Here is a 19,640-nt window from a genome sequence, read left to right on the forward strand (position 1 = left end):
AGTGGTATGTATCAACATAGAGACTGGCAGGGTTCGCTGCTCGATTTCCCGGTGAACAAGGTGGTCTGCGTCGGCAGCAACTACGCCGATCACATTAAGGAAATGGGCAGCGCGGTTTCCGTCGAGCCGGTGGTGTTTATCAAACCGGAAACGGCGCTGTGCGATATTCGCCAGCCGGTGGCCATCCCCAAAGAGTTCGGCTCGGTGCACCATGAAGTGGAGCTGGCGGTGCTGATCGGCACGCCGTTGAAACAGGCCAACGAAGACCGTGTCGCGCGGGCGATCGCCGGTTACGGCGTGGCGCTCGATCTGACGCTGCGCGATCTGCAGGCTGGCTTTAAAAAGGCCGGTCAGCCGTGGGAAAAGGCCAAGGCCTTCGACGGCTCCTGCCCGATGTCGGGGTTTATCCCGGTGGCGGAATTCGGCGATCCGCAAAATGCCGAGCTGTCGTTGACCGTCAACGATCAGCTGCGCCAGCAGGGCAATACGCGCGATATGATCACGCCGATCCTGCCGCTTATCAGCTACATGAGCCGTTTCTTCACGCTGCGCGCCGGCGACATTATCCTGACCGGCACGCCGCAGGGCGTGGGCCCGATGGCTTCCGGCGACATGCTGAAAATCAGCCTGAACGGCAAAACGCTCAGCACTCGCGTGATCTGATTTCTCCTTGCCGCCGGCATCGTCGGCGGCAAAGCTTGCATCTCGCGACTAAAATGTCTATATAGTCCCCCCTCGAACCTGTGCGCAGGTGACTTATCCATTTACCGAAACCGGACGCTAACATGTCACAACTCGCTTTTTGGCAACAGAAAACGCTGGCGGAAATGTCAGAACAAGAGTGGGAATCGCTGTGCGACGGGTGCGGGCAATGCTGTTTGAATAAGCTGATCGACGAAGATACCGACGAGATTTATTTTACCAACGTAGCCTGCAACCAGCTCAACATCAAATCCTGCCAATGCCGCAACTACGAGCGGCGTTTCGAGCTGGAAGAAGACTGCATCAAATTGACGCGCGAGAACCTCACCACCTTCGATTGGTTGCCGCCTACCTGCGCCTATCGTTTGATCGGTGAAGGCAAGCCGCTGTTTCCCTGGCATCCGCTGATCAGCGGTTCCAAGGCGGCGATGCACGGTGAGCGCATCACGGTGCGGCATATCGCGGTGCGCGAGAGTGAAGTGGTGGATTGGCAGGACCATATCCTCAACAAGCCTGACTGGGCGCGCTGAGACGCGTTCCATTCCCGCCGTGCCGTTGACCTGAGCGGCACGTCTACAACCTTCGTTTCATACCCCATCGCCCGGTTTTTCCTGTCAGAAACGCACAGACGAAAAATGAACCTGCTATTTATAAGGTTAACTGCTGTTCAGCGTTACCGGAGAAAGGGGAAACGTCGATACGACGGGAAGTAGGGGGAAAAAAGCCCCTGCAAAGATGAGGGGCAAGACACACAACAACACCAGGGAAATCGGTAGTACTCACTTTGCCGATACTATAAGGATTTTACGGGTAAACTTCACCAAAATATTATGCTCTGAATGTGACAAAAGCGCCGTCGTTCATAAGCAACGGTAATTTATCGATGTCGGAAGAGCGGAGGGGAAATCGCCTGCATGGCCTGCTTTCATCCGTATGCGTCTCAGAAACTTAATGTTATGTAAATTACGCGGTTGACCGCGGCGGGATGCTTCTTTTTAAACGATAAGTTGGGTAATTTGGCCGCTCTCCCGCAAGTTCGAGAGCATAACAATGAAAATGGTCCGTCTTTTTGCCGTGGCTGGCGCGCTAATCGTGCTCGTTTACTTCCTTACACATACCTGAAATGGGGTTACCTCTGAATTTGACCGCAATGCCATAAAAAAACGGCGCCTTCAGGCGCCGTTTCTTGTTTGCCGGTCATATCAGCGGCCGAACAGGTCGCGACGACGTGGGCGGACAAACTGGGCGATCAGTACGATCAGCGCCACCAGCAAATAGGCACCGAAGATGCCGACCAGCCACTGTGGCATTTCCAGCGTCAGGAACTGCCATTGGCGCACGGAACAGTCGCCGGAAGCGTGGAACACCGCCGGTAGCCATTTGTCCAGCGGCAGCCAGGACGGGAAGCTGACGAAGAAATCACAGGTATTGAACGGTGAAGGGTGCAGTTGGATCATGGTGTGCTTCCATGCCAGCTGAACGCCTTCCCAGGCGCTGTAGATCCACAGCAAAATCGCCACATAGCGCAGCGGGGTTTTCGGCGCGATGGCGCCCACCAGCGAAGCGCCGAGGATGCCGAACAGCGCGCAGCGCTCATAGATGCACATGACGCAGGGCTGCAGCAGCATAACGTGCTGGAAATAGAGCGCGACCAGTTCCAACACCAACGCTGTCAGGGCCATCAGCAACCAGGCGCCGCGTCCTTGTGAACAGCGGTTAAAGAATTGCAACATATCTAGATTCTTCCATGCAGTAAGCAATTGAACCGGCAGTGTAAACCAATTCAACCTCGCTGCCAGCCACCTGGGCCGGATTCAGCGTAAAAATAGTCGGTTTACTCCAGCAGGCGTCGAGTCAATGGCCGATGGCGTCGACGGGCGGCAGCGCCAGCCAATGCCATTGCGTCAACAGCTCGGTCGCCGGTTCAAGCGTAAACTGTACGCATAGCAGGCCGACCACGGTCAACACCACCGTATACGGCAGAGCCATCCACACCATGCGGCCATACGACAGGCGCACCAGCGGTGCCAGCGCCGACGTCAGCAGGAACAGGAACGCCGCCTGGCCGTTAGGGGTAGCGACCGAAGGCAGGTTGGTGCCGGTATTGATGGCGACCGCCAGCAATTCGAACTGTTTCAGTGCGATGGTGCCGGATTCCAACGCGGCGCGCGCCTCGTTGATGTAAACCGTGCCGACGAACACGTTGTCGGAAACCGACGACAGCAGGCCGTTGAACAGGTAGAACAAGGTCAGCTGAGAAGCGGGTTCGGCGCGCAACACAAACTGGATCACCGGGCTGAACAGATGTTGTTCAATGATTACTGCCACAACGGTGAAAAACACTGTCAGCAGCGCGGTGAACGGCAGCGCTTCCTGGAACGCCTTGCCGATGGCGTGTTCGTCGTTCACGCCGCACAGTGAGGTGGCGAGAATGATCACCGACAGGCCGATCAGGCCGACCTCCGCCAGGTGGAAGGCCAGCGCCAGCACCAGCCAAACGCCAATCAGCGCCTGCATCACCAGCTTGAGCCGTTCTTGCTTGCTGCGGCTTGCGGTGGCCTTGCGGTCATACTCTTTCAACACGTCACGCACCGCTTCCGGCAGTTGCGTACCGTAGCCGAACAGGCGAAAACGCTCCACCAGCCAGCAAACCGCCAGGCCGCAAATCAGCACCGGCAGCGTGACCGGCGCCATGCGCAGGAAGAAATCGATAAAGCCCCAGCCCGCGCTTTTGGCGATGATCAGATTCTGCGGCTCGCCCACCATGGTCATGACGCCGCCCAGTGCGGTGCCGACGCCGGCGTGCATCAGCAAGCTGCGCAGGAAGGCGCGGAATTGCTCCAGCGTTTGCTTGCGCTCTTCACCGGTGAAATCGCTGTCATCGCCGATATCGCCGTCGGGGCGATTTGAAGTCACGTTGTGATAGATGGAGTAGAACCCGGTGGCGACGCTGATCACCACCGCCACGACCGTCAGCGCGTCGAGGAAGGCGGAAAGAAAGGCGGCCGCCAGGCAGAACGCCAGCGACAGCCAGGTTTTTGAGCGAATGTTGAGCAGCAGTTTGGTAAATACGAACAGCAGCAGCTGTTTCATAAAGTAGATGCCGGCCACCATAAAGACCAGCAACAGCAGCACTTCCAGGTTATGTTCGATTTCCTGCGAGACCTGCGCCGGGCTGGTCATGCCGATGGCTACCGCCTCCAGCGCCAGCAGGCCGCCTGGCAACAGCGGATAGCATTTCAACGCCATTGCCAGGGTAAAGATGAACTCGATCACCAGTAGCCAACCCGCGATAAACGGACTGGCGAAAAAGAACACCAATGGGTTGATCGCCAGGAAAATGATAACGGTCAGTTTGTACCAGTCGGGAGATTGCCCCAGGAAATTTTTGAGCAGGGCGCTGCGCAGGGTTGTTTCCATTGTCCTCTATGCATCCTTAAATCAGTCGTAGCACGTACCCTAACAACGCGGCGGGGGCGGGCGCAACCGGAGCTTGCATTGCGGCGGAAAATTTCTTCCGGCCGGTTTTCTTGCACGTTTTTTTGCCACTTTATGCACACTTTCGTTTATTGTTTTTCGCTCACGCTATGTCATGCCGGTGCGATCTGGTATGATGAGCTGATTACTATTACTGATTTTATCGTCGCAACGGAACGTCAAACACATGGTCATAAAGGCGCAGAGTCCTGCCGGTTTCGCGGAAGAGTACATTATTGAGAGTATTTGGAATAATCGCTTCCCCCCTGGCTCTATTTTGCCCGCGGAGCGTGAGCTTTCGGAGTTGATTGGCGTCACGCGCACCACGTTACGTGAAGTGTTGCAACGTCTTGCCCGCGATGGTTGGTTGACCATTCAGCACGGCAAACCGACCAAAGTGAACAATTTCTGGGAAACGTCCGGCCTCAATATCCTTGAGACCGTGGCCCGCCTCGATCACAAAAGCGTGCCGCAGCTGATCGACAACCTGCTGTCCGTGCGGACCAATATCGCGTCTATCTTTATTCGCGCCGCGGTGCGCAATCATCCGGAGCAGGCGCAAGAAGTGCTGGCGAAAGCCGCCGAGGTGGAAGATCAGGCGGATGCTTTCAATGTCCTGGACTATGAAATCTTCCGCGGCCTGGCGTTCGCTTCCGGCAACCCGATCTACGGCCTGATTTTCAACGGCTTGAAAGGGCTGTATACCCGCGTTGGCCGTTATTACTTCTCCAACCCGGAAGCGCGCAAGCTGGCGCTGACCTTCTACAGCAAGCTGTCCACGCTGTGCCATGAGAAACTGTACGACCAGGTGATGGATACCGTGCGCAACTACGGTAAAGACAGCGGGGCCATCTGGCAGAGCATGCAGGGCACCATGCCGAGCGATCTGACCGAAGCGCGCCGTTAATCGCGTGCTGATGAAACAACAAGGGCGCCTTTCGGCGCCCTTGGTCGTTGTGGTGATTACAGCGGCGTAGGCCGCGGCGGGCAGCGATCGAGCAACTCCACGCTACCGTCTTCGTTTTGCTGCTCAAGGATCACGTCGAAGCCCCACAGCCGGTGCAGGTGCTTCAACACCTCACGGCGGCTCTTGTCCAGCGGTGCGCGTTCCTGCGGGATGTAACGCAGCGTCAGCGAACGGTCGCCGCGCAGATCCACGTTCCAGATCTGAATGTTCGGCTCGTGATTGCTCAGATTATATTGCGCCGACAGCTCCTGGCGGATCGCCCGGTAGCCGGCCTCGTTGTGGATCGCGGCGATCTCCAAATAGTTGTTGCGATCGTCATCCAGTACGGTGAACAGCCGGAAGTCGCGCATTACCTTGGGCGACAGGAACTGGCTGATAAAACTTTCGTCCTTGAAGTCGCGCATGGCAAAGTGCAACGTTTCCAGCCAGTCTTGGCCGGCGATGTTCGGGAACCAGTAGCGATCTTCTTCGGTCGGCGATTGGCAGATGCGCTTGATGTCCTGGAACATGGCGAAGCCCAGCGCATAGGGGTTGATGCCGTTGTAGTACGGGCTGTTGTACGGCGGCTGATACACCACGTTGGTATGGCTGTGCAAAAACTCCAGCATAAACCGCTCGGTTACCCGGCCTTCGTCGTACAGATGATTGAGGATGGTGTAATGCCAGAAGGTGGCCCAGCCCTCGTTCATCACCTGAGTCTGCTTTTGCGGATAGAAATACTGGCTGACCTTGCGCACGATGCGCAACACCTCGCGCTGCCAGGGTTCCAGCAGCGGCGCATTCTTCTCGATAAAGTAGAGGATGTTTTCCTGCGGTTCGCTCGGATAACGACGTGCCTGTTCCGGCGACTCTTCACGCTCGACGCGCGGCAGGGTTTTCCACAGCGTGTTCACCTGGCTTTGCAGATACTCTTCGCGGCTTTTCTGGCGCGCTTTCTCTTCCACCAGTGAGATTTTCTGCGGCCGTTTGTACCTGTCGACGCCGTAGTTCATCAGCGCATGGCAGGAGTCCAGCAGCCGTTCCACTTCATCGACGCCGTAGCGTTCTTCGCACTGGCTGATGTAGTGGCGGGCAAACAGCAGATAATCGACGATGGAACTGGCGTCGGTCCAACTGCGGAACAGATAGTTGTTCTTGAAGAAAGAGTTGTGGCCGTAGCAGGCGTGCGCCATCACCAGCGCCTGCATGGTGATGGTGTTCTCTTCCATCAGATAGGCGATGCAGGGATTGGAGTTGATGACGATTTCATACGCCAGCCCTTGCTGGCCCTGCTTGTAACGCTGCTCGGTTTCGATGAATTTCTTGCCGAACGACCAATGGGTATAGTTGATCGGCATGCCGACGCTCGAATAGGCGTCCATCATCTGTTCAGAGGTGATTACCTCGATCTGATGGGGATAGGTGTCGAGCTGGTAATGCTTGGCGACGCGGTCGATCTGCTCCAAATACACCTGCAGCAGTTCGAACGTCCAGTCCGGTCCATCGCTCAGACGTTTATCATCCTTAACCTTTTCATGTGTTGAAGTAGTCATCAGCGCACCCTCATTATTCACGGGCCTTGCTCAAACGGCCGACCCTGTAACAAGCATAGTTCAAGTCATAATTAACCGTTGAAAATCAGTTAAATAAAAATACCGGCACGCAGGGAAGCGAATTGCGGTCAGTTTGGCGCACGTTTGTCCCGCAGTAGGCGGTACAGCGCCGCGCTTCTTCTCCGAGTATAGACCTGCGGCGGGGCCGCGCAACACATTGCATGCTGAGCGGTTGGGATTGAATATTGTTATGTTATATTGTAACTTTTCGTTTTCTCAATAACGAACAAGGAGCATATTGTGGCGAGGTATTTGGGCAAACTGGCGGTGGCGTTGACGGCGTTGTTGATGAGCGGACAGGCGCTTGCTCATGGGCATCATTCGCATGGCAAGCCGCTGACGGAACTGGAAAAAAAGGCGGAAGCGGGCGTGTTTGATGATAAGGACGTTAAAGACCGCAGCCTGGCCGATTGGGAAGGGGTGTGGCAATCCGTTTATCCTTATCTGCTCAATGGGGATCTTGACCCGGTGTTCAAGAAGAAAGCGGCGCAGGATAAGAGCAAGACCTTTGCAGAAATGAAGGCGTATTACCGCAAAGGTTACGCCACCGATGTGGATACCATCGGCATTGAGAACGGCGTTATGGCGTTTCACCGTGGCGGCCAATCCAGCACCTGCCAGTATAAGTACGCCGGACATAAGATCCTGACGTATGTCTCCGGTAAAAAGGGCGTGCGTTATCTGTTCGAATGCCAGGATGTCGGCAGCCTGGCGCCGAAATTCGTGCAGTTCAGCGATCACATCATCGGTCCGCGCAAATCGGCGCATTTCCATATCTTTATGGGCAATACGTCACAGGAGGCGTTGCTGAAAGAGATGGACAACTGGCCGACCTATTACCCATTCCAGCTGCAGACCAAAGACGTCGTGGACGAGATGCTGCATCATTAAAGGTGGCCGTTCCCCCGCAACCACAAGCCCACGTGCGTGGGCTTGTGCGTAGTCGAACGGTCTGACTTGCAGGTAATCGTCCATATCGTGCTGCGGCGATTAAATAAGGAGGGTGCACTACGCTGAACCGCCCGCTTATTCCATTGCTAAAAATGTGGTTATCTTCGGCTGAAATTTTACGCGATTTTTCTGCTGCGGGAAGAAATGCCTCTCTTTTTCTGTTGTGTTGGTGTTTTTGGTTTTATTGGTTTTTTGTTCTGTTTATGTGTTGAGTGTTATTTTTATATTCTGTTAAATCATTGTTGCTTATCACGCCTTTTTTTCTTGCTATCATTGATAGCATTGCTATCGATTCAGTGGTGGTCTGACGCCACATTCCCCCCTAAACCGCATCTTATCGCTATTTACGAGCGGCTATTGCAAATGCAGGGCCCATCGACGATAAATTAATTGTGAATATTGTCACGTTTGATGACGAAGTTGTTGGACGGATTTTTTCACTGAGTTAATTTCCTGTAAGCAGAAGATTATGCTTTGTGAAGCCTTGGGCTGGAGTCAGCGATGCGAGTGGTAATTTTAGGTAGTGGAGTGGTGGGCGTAGCCAGTGCCTGGTATTTGGCGAAGGCGGGGCACGAGGTGACGGTGATCGATCGTCAGCCCGGCCCGGCATTGGAAACCAGCGCGGCGAACGCCGGGCAGATTTCACCGGGCTATGCCGCCCCCTGGGCGGCACCGGGCGTACCGCTGAAGGCCATCAAGTGGATGTTCCAGCGCCATGCGCCGTTGGCGATCCGCCTCGACGGCAGCAGCTTCCAGCTGAGCTGGATGTGGCAGATGCTGAAAAACTGCAACACTGAACACTACATGACCAACAAAGGCCGCATGGTGCGCCTGGCGGAATACAGCCGCGACTGCATCAAGGCGCTGCGTCAGGAAACCGGCATCCAGTACGAAGGGCGCCAGGGCGGCACGCTGCAGCTGTTCCGCACCCAGCAACAGTTCGAAAACGCAGCGAAAGATATCGCGGTATTGGAAGACGCCGGGGTGCCTTACAAACTGCTGGAAGCCAGCCAGCTTGCCAGCGTCGAGCCAGCGCTGGCACAGGTGGCGCACAAGCTGACCGGTGGCCTGCAACTGCCGAACGACGAAACCGGCGACTGCCAGCTGTTTACGCAGCAACTGGCGAAGATGGCGCAGCAGGCCGGCGTGACCTTCCTGTTCAACCGCAGCGTCGATCGTCTGCTGGTGGAGGGCGACAAGATCGCCGGCGTGCAGTGCGGCGAAGAGGTGTTTAAAGCCGACAGCTACGTGGTGGCATTCGGTTCGTACTCCACGGCGCTGTTACGCGGCCTGGTGTCTATTCCGGTTTACCCGTTGAAGGGGTATTCGCTGACCATTCCAATCACCGACGAAGCGGCGGCGCCGTTCTCCACGGTGCTGGATGAGACGTACAAAATTGCCATCACGCGTTTCGACCAGCGTATTCGCGTCGGGGGCATGGCGGAGATCGTCGGCTTCAATACCCAGCTTGAACAAAAGCGGCGGGAAACGCTGGAGATGGTGGTGCGCGATCTCTACCCGAACGGCGGCAGGGTGGAAGACGCGACGTTTTGGACCGGCCTGCGCCCGATGACGCCGGACGGCACGCCGATCGTCGGCCGCACTTCGCTGAAGAACCTGTATCTCAACACCGGACACGGCACGCTGGGCTGGACGATGGCCTGTGGTTCCGGGCAGTTGCTGTCCGATCTGATGTCCGGCGTTACGCCGGCGATCCCTTCCGACGATCTGGCGGTGGCGCGTTACAGCGCCGGGTTTCGTCAGCAACACGCGGTCCCGCTGAACGACGTGCACCCCGCGCGTTAATCGTCGATCCGATCATAGACTTTCCCGGCCACGCGCAGACGCGCGTGGCCGCTGTACGCTGCCCCAAGGAGAAGCGATGCCCCGTCCCATAACTGCCACGATGCATCTTGGCGCGATTGAAAACAACTTGCAGGTGGTGCGCCGTTTTGCCCCCGGTGCCAAAGTCTGGTCGGTGGTCAAAGCCAACGCCTATGGCCACGGCATCAAACACGTTTGGCGCAGTATGGCGCAAACCGATGGTTTCGCCATGCTGGACCTGGCCGAAGCGGTGCTGCTGCGCGAGTCCGGCTGGCAGGGGCCTATTCTGCTGCTGGAAGGTTTCTTCCAACAGCAGGACCTGGCGTTGCTCGATCGTTATCGCCTGACGACGGCGGTGCACAGCGACTGGCAACTGGCGGCGATCGCCGACACCAGGCTGAGTGCACCGCTCAATGTCTATCTGAAAGTGAACAGCGGCATGAATCGGCTGGGATTCGCACCCGAGCGCTTGCACGAGGTGTGGCGCAGGGCACAGGCGGTTGCCAACATCGCCGAGCTTACGCTGATGAGCCATTTCGCCACCGCCGACGGCCCGGAAGGCGTGACCCAGCAGATGGCTACCATTGATACCGCCGCCGCCGATATTCCGTTGCCGCGCTGCCTGGCCAACTCAGCTGCCACGCTGTGGCATCCTTCGACCCACGGCAGCTGGATACGCCCAGGGATCATTCTCTATGGCGCGTCGCCGAGCGGTTGCTGGAAGGATGTTGCGACGACGGGCCTGCGGCCGGCGATGACGCTGAGCAGCGAGATCATCGGCATTCAGCGACTGAAGGCTGGCGATCGCGTGGGTTACGGTGGCCGTTACAGTGCCGCCGGCCCGCAGCGCATCGGTGTGGTGGCCTGCGGTTACGCCGACGGCTATCCGCGTCATGCACCGACCGGTACGCCGGTGTGGGTTGATGGCGTGCTGACGCGCACCCTGGGAACGGTATCGATGGATATGTTGGCGGTGGATTTGACGCCCTGTCCGCAAGCCGAACTGGGCGCCGAAGTGGAACTGTGGGGGAAACGTCTGCCGGTGGATGAGGTGGCCACGGCGGCAGGGACGTTAGGCTATGAACTGCTGTCGGCGCTGGCGGCGCGAGTGCCGGTCGTCACCGAAGCCTGAGCCACGGCTCAGGCAACTTTTTTTATCTGACCTTTAATCTGCTTGCTGAGCCGCCGTGCATGCAGCGCCAGCAGGCAACCCGCCAGCATCACCAGCGCCAGCGACAGCTTCGGCTGCAGCGGCAACGCCATCGCCACCAAGCCTAACGCGGCACCGCCCGCCATCTGCACGAAACCGACCAGCGCAGACGCGACGCCGGCCTCATTGGAGTACGGCTCCAGGGCGTAACTGGTGGCTGGGCCCATCACGAATGCCAATCCGGCACAGGCGCTGGCGACCGGCAACATATATGCCAGCCAGTACGCTTGCGCCGCCGCCGGCAGCAGCGTAACGCCCAGCAGCAGGCCCAGGCAGCCCAGCCCCATCAAAATGCCGCCGGTTGCCAGACAAATCGGGCGGCCGACCTTGTGGATGATGCGGTTGGCGAAGAAGCTGACCAGCATGATCCAGAAGCCGTTGGCGCCGAACACCAGCGAGAATTGCAGCGGAGTCAGGCCGGCGGTACCCATCAGCACGTTCGGCGCCAGAGAAACGTAGGTCAGCGCCATGCCCATCGCCCCGGAGTTCACCACCGCAAAGGAGAGGAAGCGCCGTTCGCTGAGGATGCGTGCGTATTGGCGTACCGGCAGCCCTTTGACCGGCACTGTGTCGGCGGGGCGGGTCTCAGGCAGACGCAGCGCGATGAGCACCAACACCAGCAGCGCGTAGCCGACCAGGAACCAGAAGGGCGCGCGCCAGCCGAAGGCTTCGGCGAGCAGGCCACCGAGCAGCGGCGCCAGCGCCGGGATGATATTCAGCGTGCCGTTGAGGAAGCCGAAAGCGCGGGCGGCGTCGTCACCGTTGAGGCGGTCGCGCACGCCGCTGAAGGCGACGACGGCGGTACAACAGACCGCTACCCCTTGCAGCAGACGCGAAGCGATGAAGATCGTCGGGCTGGTGGCCAGCGCCGCCATCGCTGCGCCGATCATGTAGAGGATAATGCCGGCCAGCGCCACCGGCTTGCGGCCATAGTTATCCACCAGCGGGCCGGCGATGATTTGGCCGAGGCCGAGCACCAGAATAAACAGTGAAATGGTGGATTGAATCAGCGCTTCACTGCTGCCCAGGCCGGCGGCGATGGCGGGTATGGTCGGCAGGTAGAGATCGATGCCTAATGGGCCGAGCAGCACCAGGCTGAGAAGCAGAAACAGAAACTTTTGCATAACAAGAAAGGCACGTCCGAGTGACAAAGAGGGCTAGAGTAGAGATTCTGACGGCAAATGAAAAGGGGCAAAGCGGGGTCAGCGCTGCGCACTCTGGCGGTAATAGAGCGCCGAGACGGTATCGGCCACATAGCGGGCCTGGTGTCGGGCATCATCCAACGCGCGATGCGGCATGCCTTCGAACGGGCGGGCCTTTTTCGGGTTAAAACCGTGCAGCTCCGCCAACGTGATCACCGTGCGCACGTCCTGAGTATCCCAGAATTTCCACGGGCAGGGCATTTCCAGCTGCTGGAAAGCGTGTTCGAGGATCGCGCAGTCGAACTCTTTGCCGTTGCCCCAGACTTTCACCGTATCGGTGCTGTTCATATGAATAAAGCGGCTGAGGCTGCTCAGCACGCGTTTCAGGCTCTCGGTACCGCCGAAGGCCAGCTTGCGCGCTTCGTCGGATTGTTTCGCCCACCAGGCGACCGTATCCAGGCTGATGGTTCGGCCCGGCTGATCCTTCTGGCTGCTGACGCCGGCTTCAAATTCGGCGCCCAGCTCCCCGGTACGAGGATCGAAAAATACCGCGGCGACCACCAGAATGACGGCGCTGGGTTTTATGTCCAAGGTTTCAATGTCTAACATCAGATGGTGCATAGGCGTTTCCGGCGGTGGGCGTGGTGGCTTAATGTTACTACAGAACGCGCGCCGATGCGGCCCGCACAAGAATGAAATACTTTGATACGGGCTAAAGCGCATCGTTCAGGTTATGATGCCCGAGATATTTTCGTCAGGTTGGTCGCTATCGGTGAGAACGCTTATCTTTATTTTGTGCATGGTGGGTTACTTGCTGTTGCTGGGCTACCTTAGCGTGTTCGTCACGGACAAGATCTGTGAGAAAGCGGGTAACTACACCAAAATATGCCGAATGGTGGATATTTCTGAACCTCACATCCCGAGATAGCGCTGTTTTTTAGCCCAGATAGTCGGTAGTGATCAATGGTGTCAGGATCGCCGCCAACGCCGTGAGCACGGCCCATTGTCGCCAGCCCAGCCGCGCCAACCAGTCATGCCGCTGAGGGGGAGAGGCCAACTGTCCCACGGCCACGGCGCCGGTAAGTAGCAGCGTCAGAATCAGCAGCACCAGGGCGCGGCTTACCAGCGTGAACTCGACATGCAGCACATTGGCGTAATACAGGCGCATCAAAATAAAATAGCTCAGCAAGATCCAGGCGAAAACGCTGTGCTTCTTGAGCACCTGTTGCAGCATCAGCGCGAGGAACACGCTGTGAAACAGCGACAGCAGCGGGGTTTCGATCGGATACCTAACGCAGACGTTGTAGACCGCCATGTAAATGTTGAAAACCAGCAGGATATAGATCACGTAAATATACCAGCCGTAGATCACCTTGAGTTTTTTCGGGTTCGGCGGCAGGGTGAATGCGTCCGGTTTCATTAATGCCTCCTGAGGATGCCACGCAAACGCTGCGGTTGAAGGCGGCGCACCGGCATCGAAATTTAAAATCCACAGGGTATATATCACCCGGGTGCTAAATGAGAATTAAACGCAGGATCGGCTTTATTTCAGCGTTTGCGCGGAACTATTCTTCGTCGTCAGGGTCGGTTTGCATGTCATCGTCGAGCGGTTTGCTGGCCGTGAAGGAAGACGTTATTTATTGATATGAAAGATTATAAAAACACATCAGGCACCCAAACCCTGCTGCTGTTCAGCCTGGCATGGTATGTGCTGTTACCGCCGTTGCTGACGGCCTGCGTCTTCAACCGTTTCAATTTAAACCCCTTCGCGATCGTCAAATTCTTGCGCTTCAACCCGTTTGACGCCGATCGTGGCATTCCCGGTTATCAGACTTTCCTCTATTTACTGATGCTGTGGTTGGGGTTGAACATTTTTCTGTGGTTGATGGTGTGGGGGGCGGGGCGGCTGTATCAGTGCTGGCTAGCGCCGCGCGGCTGATATTATATCCAAGGGAAAAAGTTTCGTCGGGAAATGACTTTACATTCGGTAATGAGACGTATTATCATCTTAATCGCCGGTGAGGGGAAAAGGGTTGTCTCCTTCTGTGCCCCCCGAGCCGGCACGACATTGCTCACATTGCTTCCAGTTTTCCTGCCAGCCTCGCGCTGGCATTTTTTTTATCCTGCGCCGGGTGTTGCGGCTTCGGCGTCTAACCAATTTTCATTAGCACAGCTGATTGAAAGCAGGTGAGAGTGACGAAGCGTTTTCTGGCGTCAGAACAGTGAAAACAGCAAGACCACCGGTAGGCTCAGCGGCCAGGTTAGCCCGATGGTCAGCGCGCTGATACAACGAATTTTGACGGTATCCCTGCTAACCAGGTAGGTGAAAACCATAGAAACTAAAAGGCCAATAAAATAACAGTATTGCGTTGCAACCCACAGCGACGACATGAAACCCGATCCCAGTTGTATTTTTACGCGCGAATTTTAGGAGCTTGGCGGCCGATAATCAATGACCCACGGCCGTTTATTCAAACCTTTATCCTTAAGTCTGCATAATTTATTTCTATAAAGAACGTGGGGTTATTAACGGCTGTATGTTTATTACGAAAAGAAATCAACAACATAGTTACCGGTAACATTCGAAGGCGGTAAACGCCTTCTCCGAGGGGATGTAGCCAAGATAAGAACATGCTCGGTAGAGGTACGCGGAAACGCGATGGTGTCATGAAATATAAGATTTAATAATGTTTTAATGTAAAAGAAGCGCAGGAGAGAGGAGGTGGAACCCGCCGGTTCGCGCCGCCTTTCTGAGCGGCGGTGGGTGTGGTGTTCGATAAGCGCATCGACAGGATGCTCGTCGTTCAGGCGGTTTTGGCGTTCATGCCGATGCGTTGCCCGTCCATCAGAAAAGGGGGCAGCAGGTTTAATGAATGTTAAGACCGTAGACGAACAGCCACGAAAAAAGCAGCGCCAACAGGCACACCATAAAGACGATGGAGAGCATTTCCTTCACAATTTAATTCCTTTTCCCGGTGAGACTAATTTACTTCTCTTTGTTTTTTAGCGAAATTTTAGATCGGTATGGGTAAGAATCCTAGTTTTAATCCAATCTTTCGTCCTGGGTGCGCGGCATGCCGCCGTTGCGATAGCCAAAAGCGACGCCTGCAAACGGTCGGGGTTAACCCGTCGTAGCTATTGCCGAACTCCGCGAGGCTGACTATATAAAATGGGGATCCCGAGACGGCGCGACAGTATGGTGTCGATGCTTTATGGCGTCTGTTCACCTGTCCACAGCGCTCCATAGAGAGAAGGAGTCAGCAATGAGCAAAGAAACCACTATCGTGCTGGTGCACGGATTTTGGGGCGGCGCAGCACACTGGAGCAAAGTCATTATCGAGTTGTCGCGCAGGGGATACTCGTCGATTCACGCGGTGGAAATGCCGCTGACCTCACTGGCGGACGATGCGGAACGCACGCGCAAGATGGTCGCGCAACAAACGGGGCCGGTACTGCTGGTGGGGCACTCTTACGGTGGGGCGGTCATCACTGAAATGGGCAACCAGCCTAACGTGGTAGGCCTGGTTTATATTGCGGCATTTGCGCCGGACGCCGGCGAAAGCCCCGGCGGCCTCACTCAGGCGCAGCCGCCGGTGGCGGCAGCGAATCTGGCGGCGGATAGCGATGGGTATTTGTGGATCAAGGCCGATAAGTTTCACGAAAGCTTTTGTCAGGATCTTACCGCCGACGAGGCGTTGGTGATGGCGGTAGCGCAGAAGGCTCCATTGGCCGCAACCTTCGGTAATGTTATCGGCGAGCCGGCCTGGAGGCATAAACCGTCATGGTATCAACTCTCCAGCGACGATCGCATGATTGCCCCGGAGAACCAACGACACATGGCGCAGCGATTGCAGGCTAAAAAAGTGATGGTGCTGAATGCCAGCCATGCTTCGCTGGTTTCCCATGCCGATGAGGTGGCGGGGTTGATCGACGAAGCGGCCGGTGCGCGATAAAGAAAGGGCACGCCAATATGTCCGGGTGAAGAAGAGGCGCCATAATTAACTGCGGCGCTGGATTCTCTCTTCACCCCCTCTGCCATAGCGCTGAAACACCGGCGCGGGAGGCGGCCATTAGGGATAAACGCTGATATCACTATCCATGCTAATCATTAACAGCATGATCAACACCACGATGATGGCAATAATCGCGTAAATTTCCGACTTTCGCATATCACCCTAGCGCCCGTTAACGCCGATCATTTCTATTGCCGCGCGATACAGGCTTTGAAAATGTTCATCGGGCTGCTTTTCTACCTCCTGAATAAGGCAGGCGAGCAGATTCTGTTTGGTTATCGGCTTATTGGCGGTCAGCACCAGCAGCACGCTTTTGCCGAGCAGGCAGCATATTTGCTTATGATATTCATCAACATCGTTCTTGCTGAGGCCATAGAGGGTGTAGTCGTTCATGATGTTTAACCTGCTGACAGGTAAATGCCCGCCGAAGCGGGCTGAGAAGCCATAGAAAAATAAAATTAAGCAAATGTCGCTTGGGGCAGAACCCAAGGCGTGAGGTAACGATAACTGAATGGGAATATTCCTATCAAGCCGCGCGGGTGCGGATGTGAATGTTTAGGAATAACCTCAGGCAAGTATTGAGTCATGTGTTGCGGCATTCACCGAGAAATTAAATTCATGAGCATGAGTGCCAGATATTTCGCGTCGAGGTTATAAGCCATCGCATGTGGTTAAGTCATCTCTACGTGAGGAAAGCGTTGTGCCGTGTTTCACTGGGACAAGTTAGGGCGCGTCATACTTCGTTCGATATTAGTATTCTGGGTGTGCGGAATAAGGACACCCTCTTGGGAGGGGCGTTAACTTTTATCATCACTTTAGCGTGGGCGGTATGAATCCTAAGAATATTTATTCATGTGACGATCTGGCGGCGTTGAGAACTGTTATTCCTACGGATGAACTCAAGGAGATTTTGGTTTCCCATCACGCCACTCATAGCGGTTTTGGTGGCGGTTTCTTTTATCATGATCCGAATGACACGGTTTCTCCAGACGATAATGGCATGGTGGTGGTCACCTCACAGGGGCAGCGTTGGAAGCGTCGGTATACACATGACATTTGCCTGTCGTATTTCGGCCTTATCCCAGGAGGGGCGTTGGACCCCTTTTTGGTCAGCGCGATCAAGTTCGCACAGCGCAATGGCATCGGGCGTATTTCTATCCCCCCATCAGCCAAGGAATATACTCTGAAGGGCGGCGTGTATATCAATACATTGAATGGTGGAATCAGCATTCATGGCAGCTCCAGCGGCAAAACCGCCAATGTAAAAATCAAACATGACGGCGACAATGTCGGCGTCCTGTTTGGCGGGGCGAATCTCTGGGTTGCTGGCGGTGTCTATGATATCGAGGTTATCGGAAATGCCGGGGAGAATGCGGCATTTGTCGAGTTTCAGGACGCATGGGGATTCGAGATTAAGAATTGCTTCGGTAAAAACTACACGAATGGCGCGTTGATCGTCTTGCGGAATAAAAAATCGTGGACAGAAGGTGCAGTGATAGAAAACATCCTCAGCCGCCAGTGTAAAAAGACGGTTTATCTGGTGCGTGACAGCGATAGCGGCGGTACCCGATCGTTTTATGGCACAACCATTTCCCGGTTGTATCATCAGGGCGCAGTTGGCAACGATGCCGGGATCGTCATCGGCGATGGCACGGAAAAAAACAGTGTGAAATTGTATTCGTCACTGATTGATATCGGTGGCTGGAACGAAAAAGGAGGCGGCCATTCAACGGTGTTGGTCAGCCAATTTTCTGAGTTTATTGAGAGCGTCTGTATTAATCGCAACGACGGATTCTCGATGGAGGCATGGAAACCCAGCTCATGGCAGGTGCGGGTTGCCGATAATGCATTTTGCGATGTTGAGTATCGGCAGCTTGGCGGGCAGCTTAACCGCCTGGATGTTACCGATATGCCGGAGCGTTTCGGGCTGTTTTCATTGATTGGGTCGCAGGCGAAGGTTTACGGTACCAGCGGTTCGCGGCCAAGAGTCAGGTTGAAAGGGGCGTGTATCAAGTTTGGTCAGTCTGAGTTGAAAACCTTAAGGAAGCTTATCATCAAAGATTTACCGCCTTATTCCAGCTGGTTACTGAGCCTGAAGGCGGTGGGCGCCAATCTGACCGTTGCGGATACTTATGCAATCGAAGTGCTTGATGGCAATAAAATCGCACATGTAAAGTCACTGACTCAGCAGAGCAACGGTAAGTTTGCAGCGCAGACGTTTAATGAACTGGCCGGTGGGTATTACTCATTGGACAATGGGTTGACGATCCAGTTGTTATTGGACGCATCAACCTTTGCCAACGGTGTCGACTGGACGGCTGAATTAATGATGCAGTAAGAGATTGTTCTCGAATGATCAGGTTAAAACACAGCCAGTGAAATCACCGGCTGTGTTCTGGTTCAGGCTGTTTGCTTGCGAAACAGTTCTCGGAATACCGGATAGATATCGTCCGGTTCGCGGATATGCTGCATGGCGAAGTTGTCGAATCTCGCTTGCAGGTCCTCGTACTCGCGCCACAGCGTTTGGTGAGCGCGGCGGGTGATTTCTATATAGCTGTAGTAACGCACCATCGGCAGGATCTTTTTCGCCAACAGTTCATGACACAACGGTGAATCGTCGGCCCAGTTGTCACCGTCCGACGCTTGCGCGGCGTAGATGTTCCACTGTGCCGGATCGTAACGCTCTTCGACCACTTCGTTCATCAGCTTCAGCGCGCTGGAGACGATGGTGCCGCCGGTTTCCTGCGAATAGAAGAACTCCTGCTCATCCACCTCTTTCGCCTGAGTGTGGTGGCGGATGTACACTACCTCGACGTTTTTGTAGGTTCGGCTCAGGAACAGATAAAGCAGAATGTAAAAACGTTTGGCCATGTCTTTGGTGGCCTGATCCATCGAGCCGGATACGTCCATCAGGCAGAACATTACCGCCTGGCTGGAAGGTTCCGGCCGACGTTCATAGTTTTTGTAACGGAGGTCGAAGGTGTCGATAAACGGCACGCTTTCGATCTTCTTGCGCAGTTCGGCAATCTCTTTGCGCAGCCGTTCTTCTTCCAGCAATTGCACCGGTTCGGTGTTTTCCAACTGGGTCAGCTCGTCTTCCAGTTCGTGCAGGGCGCGCCTTTTACCGGCGGTCATGGCGGTACGCCGCGCCAGCGAGTTTTGCAGCGAACGCACGACGCTGATATTGGCCGGTACGCCGTTGGCGGTATAGCCGGCGCGATGAGTTTTGAACTCGGTCAGCTGTTTGTACTGATTCTTTTTCAGATTGGGAAGGGCGAGATCTTCGAACAGCAGATCGAGGTACTCGTCTTTGGAAATCTGGAAGACGAATTCATCTTGGCCTTCACCGTCCTGGCTGGCGTTGCCTTGGCCGCCACCACCACCGCCTGCGCCGCCCTGAGGCCGTTCGACGCGGTCATTCTGCACGAAGTGGTCGTTGCCTGGGTGAACGCGGTGACGCGTGCCGCCACGCCCCTGATGAAACATCGGTTCGTTGATATCGTCAGTGGGGATGGAGACCGATTCCCCGCTGTCTACGTCGGTGACCGAACGCTTGTTGATGGCTTCGGCAATCGACTGTTTGATTTGCGACTTGTAACGGCGCAAGAAGCGCTGGCGATTCACCATGCTCTTGTTTTTACCGTTCAGCCGTCGGTCAATGAAATAGGCCATACTTCCCCCAAACGACGTTGCCAACTCTTCATGTCCCGGCCGCGACAGCGCAATATTCCGGCCCCTCCCTGGGCCGCGCTGCAACGTCCA

Annotated in this window: 18 protein-coding genes; 9 read left to right on the forward strand and 9 right to left on the reverse strand. The window is 55.7% G+C overall.

Annotation, left to right across the window (positions count from 1 at the left end):
* The first annotated feature begins 6 nt into the window (after positions 1 to 6).
* Complete coding sequence (locus BHU62_RS21095; protein ID WP_025159804.1) at positions 7 to 663, forward strand: fumarylacetoacetate hydrolase family protein; 657 nt, start codon at positions 7 to 9, stop codon at positions 661 to 663.
* 122 nt (positions 664 to 785) lie between these two features.
* Positions 786 to 1,232 (forward strand): YcgN family cysteine cluster protein, encoded by a 447-nt coding sequence (locus tag BHU62_RS21100; RefSeq protein ID WP_004932284.1) that lies wholly within the window; start codon positions 786 to 788, stop codon positions 1,230 to 1,232.
* 672 nt (positions 1,233 to 1,904) lie between these two features.
* On the opposite strand, the gene dsbB is transcribed toward BHU62_RS21100, so the two are convergent.
* Both dsbB and nhaB read right to left on the reverse strand, forming a co-directional pair.
* Complete coding sequence (gene dsbB, locus BHU62_RS21105) at positions 1,905 to 2,435, reverse strand: disulfide bond formation protein DsbB (protein ID WP_033643335.1); 531 nt, start codon at positions 2,433 to 2,435, stop codon at positions 1,905 to 1,907.
* A gap of 121 nt (positions 2,436 to 2,556) precedes the next feature.
* Complete coding sequence (gene nhaB / locus BHU62_RS21110) at positions 2,557 to 4,122, reverse strand: sodium/proton antiporter NhaB (RefSeq protein ID WP_073534406.1); 1,566 nt, start codon at positions 4,120 to 4,122, stop codon at positions 2,557 to 2,559.
* Positions 4,123 to 4,366: 244 nt separating this feature from the next.
* Between nhaB and fadR the strand changes: the two genes are divergently transcribed.
* Positions 4,367 to 5,086 (forward strand): fatty acid metabolism transcriptional regulator FadR, encoded by a 720-nt coding sequence (gene fadR / locus BHU62_RS21115; protein WP_033643333.1) that lies wholly within the window; start codon positions 4,367 to 4,369, stop codon positions 5,084 to 5,086.
* A gap of 56 nt (positions 5,087 to 5,142) precedes the next feature.
* Here the strand turns inward: fadR and BHU62_RS21120 are convergent, their stop codons facing one another.
* Positions 5,143 to 6,678: a SpoVR family protein gene (locus tag BHU62_RS21120; RefSeq protein ID WP_073534407.1), complete on the reverse strand. Its 1,536-nt coding sequence runs from the start codon at positions 6,676 to 6,678 to the stop codon at positions 5,143 to 5,145.
* A 300-nt stretch (positions 6,679 to 6,978) separates the two neighbouring features.
* Here BHU62_RS21120 and zinT point away from each other — a divergent pair, with 300 nt between their 5' ends.
* The 3 genes from zinT to dadX all read left to right on the forward strand — a co-directional run bounded on the left by zinT (position 6,979) and on the right by dadX (position 10,645).
* Entirely contained in the window at positions 6,979 to 7,629 is a 651-nt protein-coding gene (gene zinT, locus BHU62_RS21125; protein ID WP_073534408.1) for a metal-binding protein ZinT, read from the forward strand.
* Positions 7,630 to 8,190: 561 nt separating this feature from the next.
* Positions 8,191 to 9,495, forward strand: coding sequence for a D-amino acid dehydrogenase (locus tag BHU62_RS21130; RefSeq protein ID WP_073534409.1), 1,305 nt, complete (start codon positions 8,191 to 8,193; stop codon positions 9,493 to 9,495).
* A 76-nt stretch (positions 9,496 to 9,571) separates the two neighbouring features.
* Positions 9,572 to 10,645: a catabolic alanine racemase DadX gene (gene dadX, locus BHU62_RS21135; RefSeq protein ID WP_073534410.1), complete on the forward strand. Its 1,074-nt coding sequence runs from the start codon at positions 9,572 to 9,574 to the stop codon at positions 10,643 to 10,645.
* Positions 10,646 to 10,653: 8 nt separating this feature from the next.
* Here the strand turns inward: dadX and BHU62_RS21140 are convergent, their stop codons facing one another.
* The 3 genes from BHU62_RS21140 to BHU62_RS21155 form a co-directional block, all read right to left on the reverse strand.
* The gene (locus BHU62_RS21140) at positions 10,654 to 11,847 is read right to left on the reverse strand and encodes a multidrug effflux MFS transporter (RefSeq protein WP_073534411.1); all 1,194 of its coding nucleotides are present in this window, start codon (positions 11,845 to 11,847) and stop codon (positions 10,654 to 10,656) included.
* A 78-nt stretch (positions 11,848 to 11,925) separates the two neighbouring features.
* Positions 11,926 to 12,486, reverse strand: coding sequence for a 3'-5' exonuclease (locus BHU62_RS21145; protein WP_073534412.1), 561 nt, complete (start codon positions 12,484 to 12,486; stop codon positions 11,926 to 11,928).
* A 316-nt stretch (positions 12,487 to 12,802) separates the two neighbouring features.
* On the reverse strand, positions 12,803 to 13,285 hold the full coding sequence (locus BHU62_RS21155) for a hypothetical protein (RefSeq protein WP_073534414.1): 483 nt from the start codon (positions 13,283 to 13,285) through the stop codon (positions 12,803 to 12,805).
* Positions 13,286 to 13,510: 225 nt separating this feature from the next.
* Between BHU62_RS21155 and BHU62_RS21160 the strand changes: the two genes are divergently transcribed.
* A complete protein-coding gene (locus BHU62_RS21160; protein WP_073534415.1) occupies positions 13,511 to 13,804 on the forward strand; it encodes a hypothetical protein in 294 nt (97 codons plus the stop codon).
* Between the two features lie 275 nt (positions 13,805 to 14,079).
* Here the strand turns inward: BHU62_RS21160 and BHU62_RS21165 are convergent, their stop codons facing one another.
* Positions 14,080 to 14,256, reverse strand: a complete 177-nt coding sequence (locus BHU62_RS21165; RefSeq protein WP_025159799.1) for a GhoT/OrtT family toxin — start codon at positions 14,254 to 14,256, stop codon at positions 14,080 to 14,082.
* 872 nt (positions 14,257 to 15,128) lie between these two features.
* Here BHU62_RS21165 and BHU62_RS21170 point away from each other — a divergent pair.
* Entirely contained in the window at positions 15,129 to 15,818 is a 690-nt protein-coding gene (locus tag BHU62_RS21170; protein ID WP_073534416.1) for an alpha/beta hydrolase, read from the forward strand.
* Positions 15,819 to 16,040: 222 nt separating this feature from the next.
* On the opposite strand, the gene BHU62_RS21175 is transcribed toward BHU62_RS21170, so the two are convergent.
* Positions 16,041 to 16,271 carry a hypothetical protein gene (locus BHU62_RS21175; RefSeq protein ID WP_073534417.1) on the reverse strand — a complete coding sequence of 77 codons (231 nt, stop codon included), beginning with the start codon at positions 16,269 to 16,271 and terminating at the stop codon, positions 16,041 to 16,043.
* Between the two features lie 436 nt (positions 16,272 to 16,707).
* On the opposite strand from BHU62_RS21175, the gene BHU62_RS21180 reads away from it, so the two are divergent.
* Positions 16,708 to 18,216 carry a hypothetical protein gene (locus BHU62_RS21180; protein ID WP_139282310.1) on the forward strand — a complete coding sequence of 503 codons (1,509 nt, stop codon included), beginning with the start codon at positions 16,708 to 16,710 and terminating at the stop codon, positions 18,214 to 18,216.
* Between the two features lie 62 nt (positions 18,217 to 18,278).
* Here the strand turns inward: BHU62_RS21180 and BHU62_RS21185 are convergent, their stop codons facing one another.
* Entirely contained in the window at positions 18,279 to 19,550 is a 1,272-nt protein-coding gene (locus BHU62_RS21185) for a YeaH/YhbH family protein (RefSeq protein ID WP_073534419.1), read from the reverse strand.
* Positions 19,551 to 19,640 lie beyond the last annotated feature (90 nt).

Origin of the sequence: Serratia marcescens (assembly GCF_001902635.1) — a bacterium.
Lineage (GTDB): Bacteria > Pseudomonadota > Gammaproteobacteria > Enterobacterales > Enterobacteriaceae > Serratia > Serratia marcescens_F.

Excerpts from the sequence above, each read along its gene's own strand:
- nhaB (WP_073534406.1), bottom strand. The coding sequence starts at position 4,122 with ATGGAAACAACCCTGCGCAGCGCCCTGCTCAAAAATTTCCTGGGGCAA.
- BHU62_RS21180 (WP_139282310.1), top strand. The coding sequence starts at position 16,708 with ATGAATCCTAAGAATATTTATTCATGTGACGATCTGGCGGCGTTGAGA.
- BHU62_RS21175 (WP_073534417.1), bottom strand. The coding sequence starts at position 16,271 with ATGAACGACTACACCCTCTATGGCCTCAGCAAGAACGATGTTGATGAA.
- BHU62_RS21140 (WP_073534411.1), bottom strand. The coding sequence starts at position 11,847 with ATGCAAAAGTTTCTGTTTCTGCTTCTCAGCCTGGTGCTGCTCGGCCCA.
- BHU62_RS21100 (WP_004932284.1), top strand. The coding sequence starts at position 786 with ATGTCACAACTCGCTTTTTGGCAACAGAAAACGCTGGCGGAAATGTCA.
- BHU62_RS21160 (WP_073534415.1), top strand. The coding sequence starts at position 13,511 with ATGAAAGATTATAAAAACACATCAGGCACCCAAACCCTGCTGCTGTTC.
- dadX (WP_073534410.1), top strand. The coding sequence starts at position 9,572 with ATGCCCCGTCCCATAACTGCCACGATGCATCTTGGCGCGATTGAAAAC.
- dsbB (WP_033643335.1), bottom strand. The coding sequence starts at position 2,435 with ATGTTGCAATTCTTTAACCGCTGTTCACAAGGACGCGGCGCCTGGTTG.
- BHU62_RS21095 (WP_025159804.1), top strand. The coding sequence starts at position 7 with ATGTATCAACATAGAGACTGGCAGGGTTCGCTGCTCGATTTCCCGGTG.
- BHU62_RS21130 (WP_073534409.1), top strand. The coding sequence starts at position 8,191 with ATGCGAGTGGTAATTTTAGGTAGTGGAGTGGTGGGCGTAGCCAGTGCC.
- BHU62_RS21170 (WP_073534416.1), top strand. The coding sequence starts at position 15,129 with ATGAGCAAAGAAACCACTATCGTGCTGGTGCACGGATTTTGGGGCGGC.
- BHU62_RS21145 (WP_073534412.1), bottom strand. The coding sequence starts at position 12,486 with ATGCACCATCTGATGTTAGACATTGAAACCTTGGACATAAAACCCAGC.
- BHU62_RS21120 (WP_073534407.1), bottom strand. The coding sequence starts at position 6,678 with ATGACTACTTCAACACATGAAAAGGTTAAGGATGATAAACGTCTGAGC.
- fadR (WP_033643333.1), top strand. The coding sequence starts at position 4,367 with ATGGTCATAAAGGCGCAGAGTCCTGCCGGTTTCGCGGAAGAGTACATT.
- BHU62_RS21185 (WP_073534419.1), bottom strand. The coding sequence starts at position 19,550 with ATGGCCTATTTCATTGACCGACGGCTGAACGGTAAAAACAAGAGCATG.
- BHU62_RS21165 (WP_025159799.1), bottom strand. The coding sequence starts at position 14,256 with ATGTCGTCGCTGTGGGTTGCAACGCAATACTGTTATTTTATTGGCCTT.
- BHU62_RS21155 (WP_073534414.1), bottom strand. The coding sequence starts at position 13,285 with ATGAAACCGGACGCATTCACCCTGCCGCCGAACCCGAAAAAACTCAAG.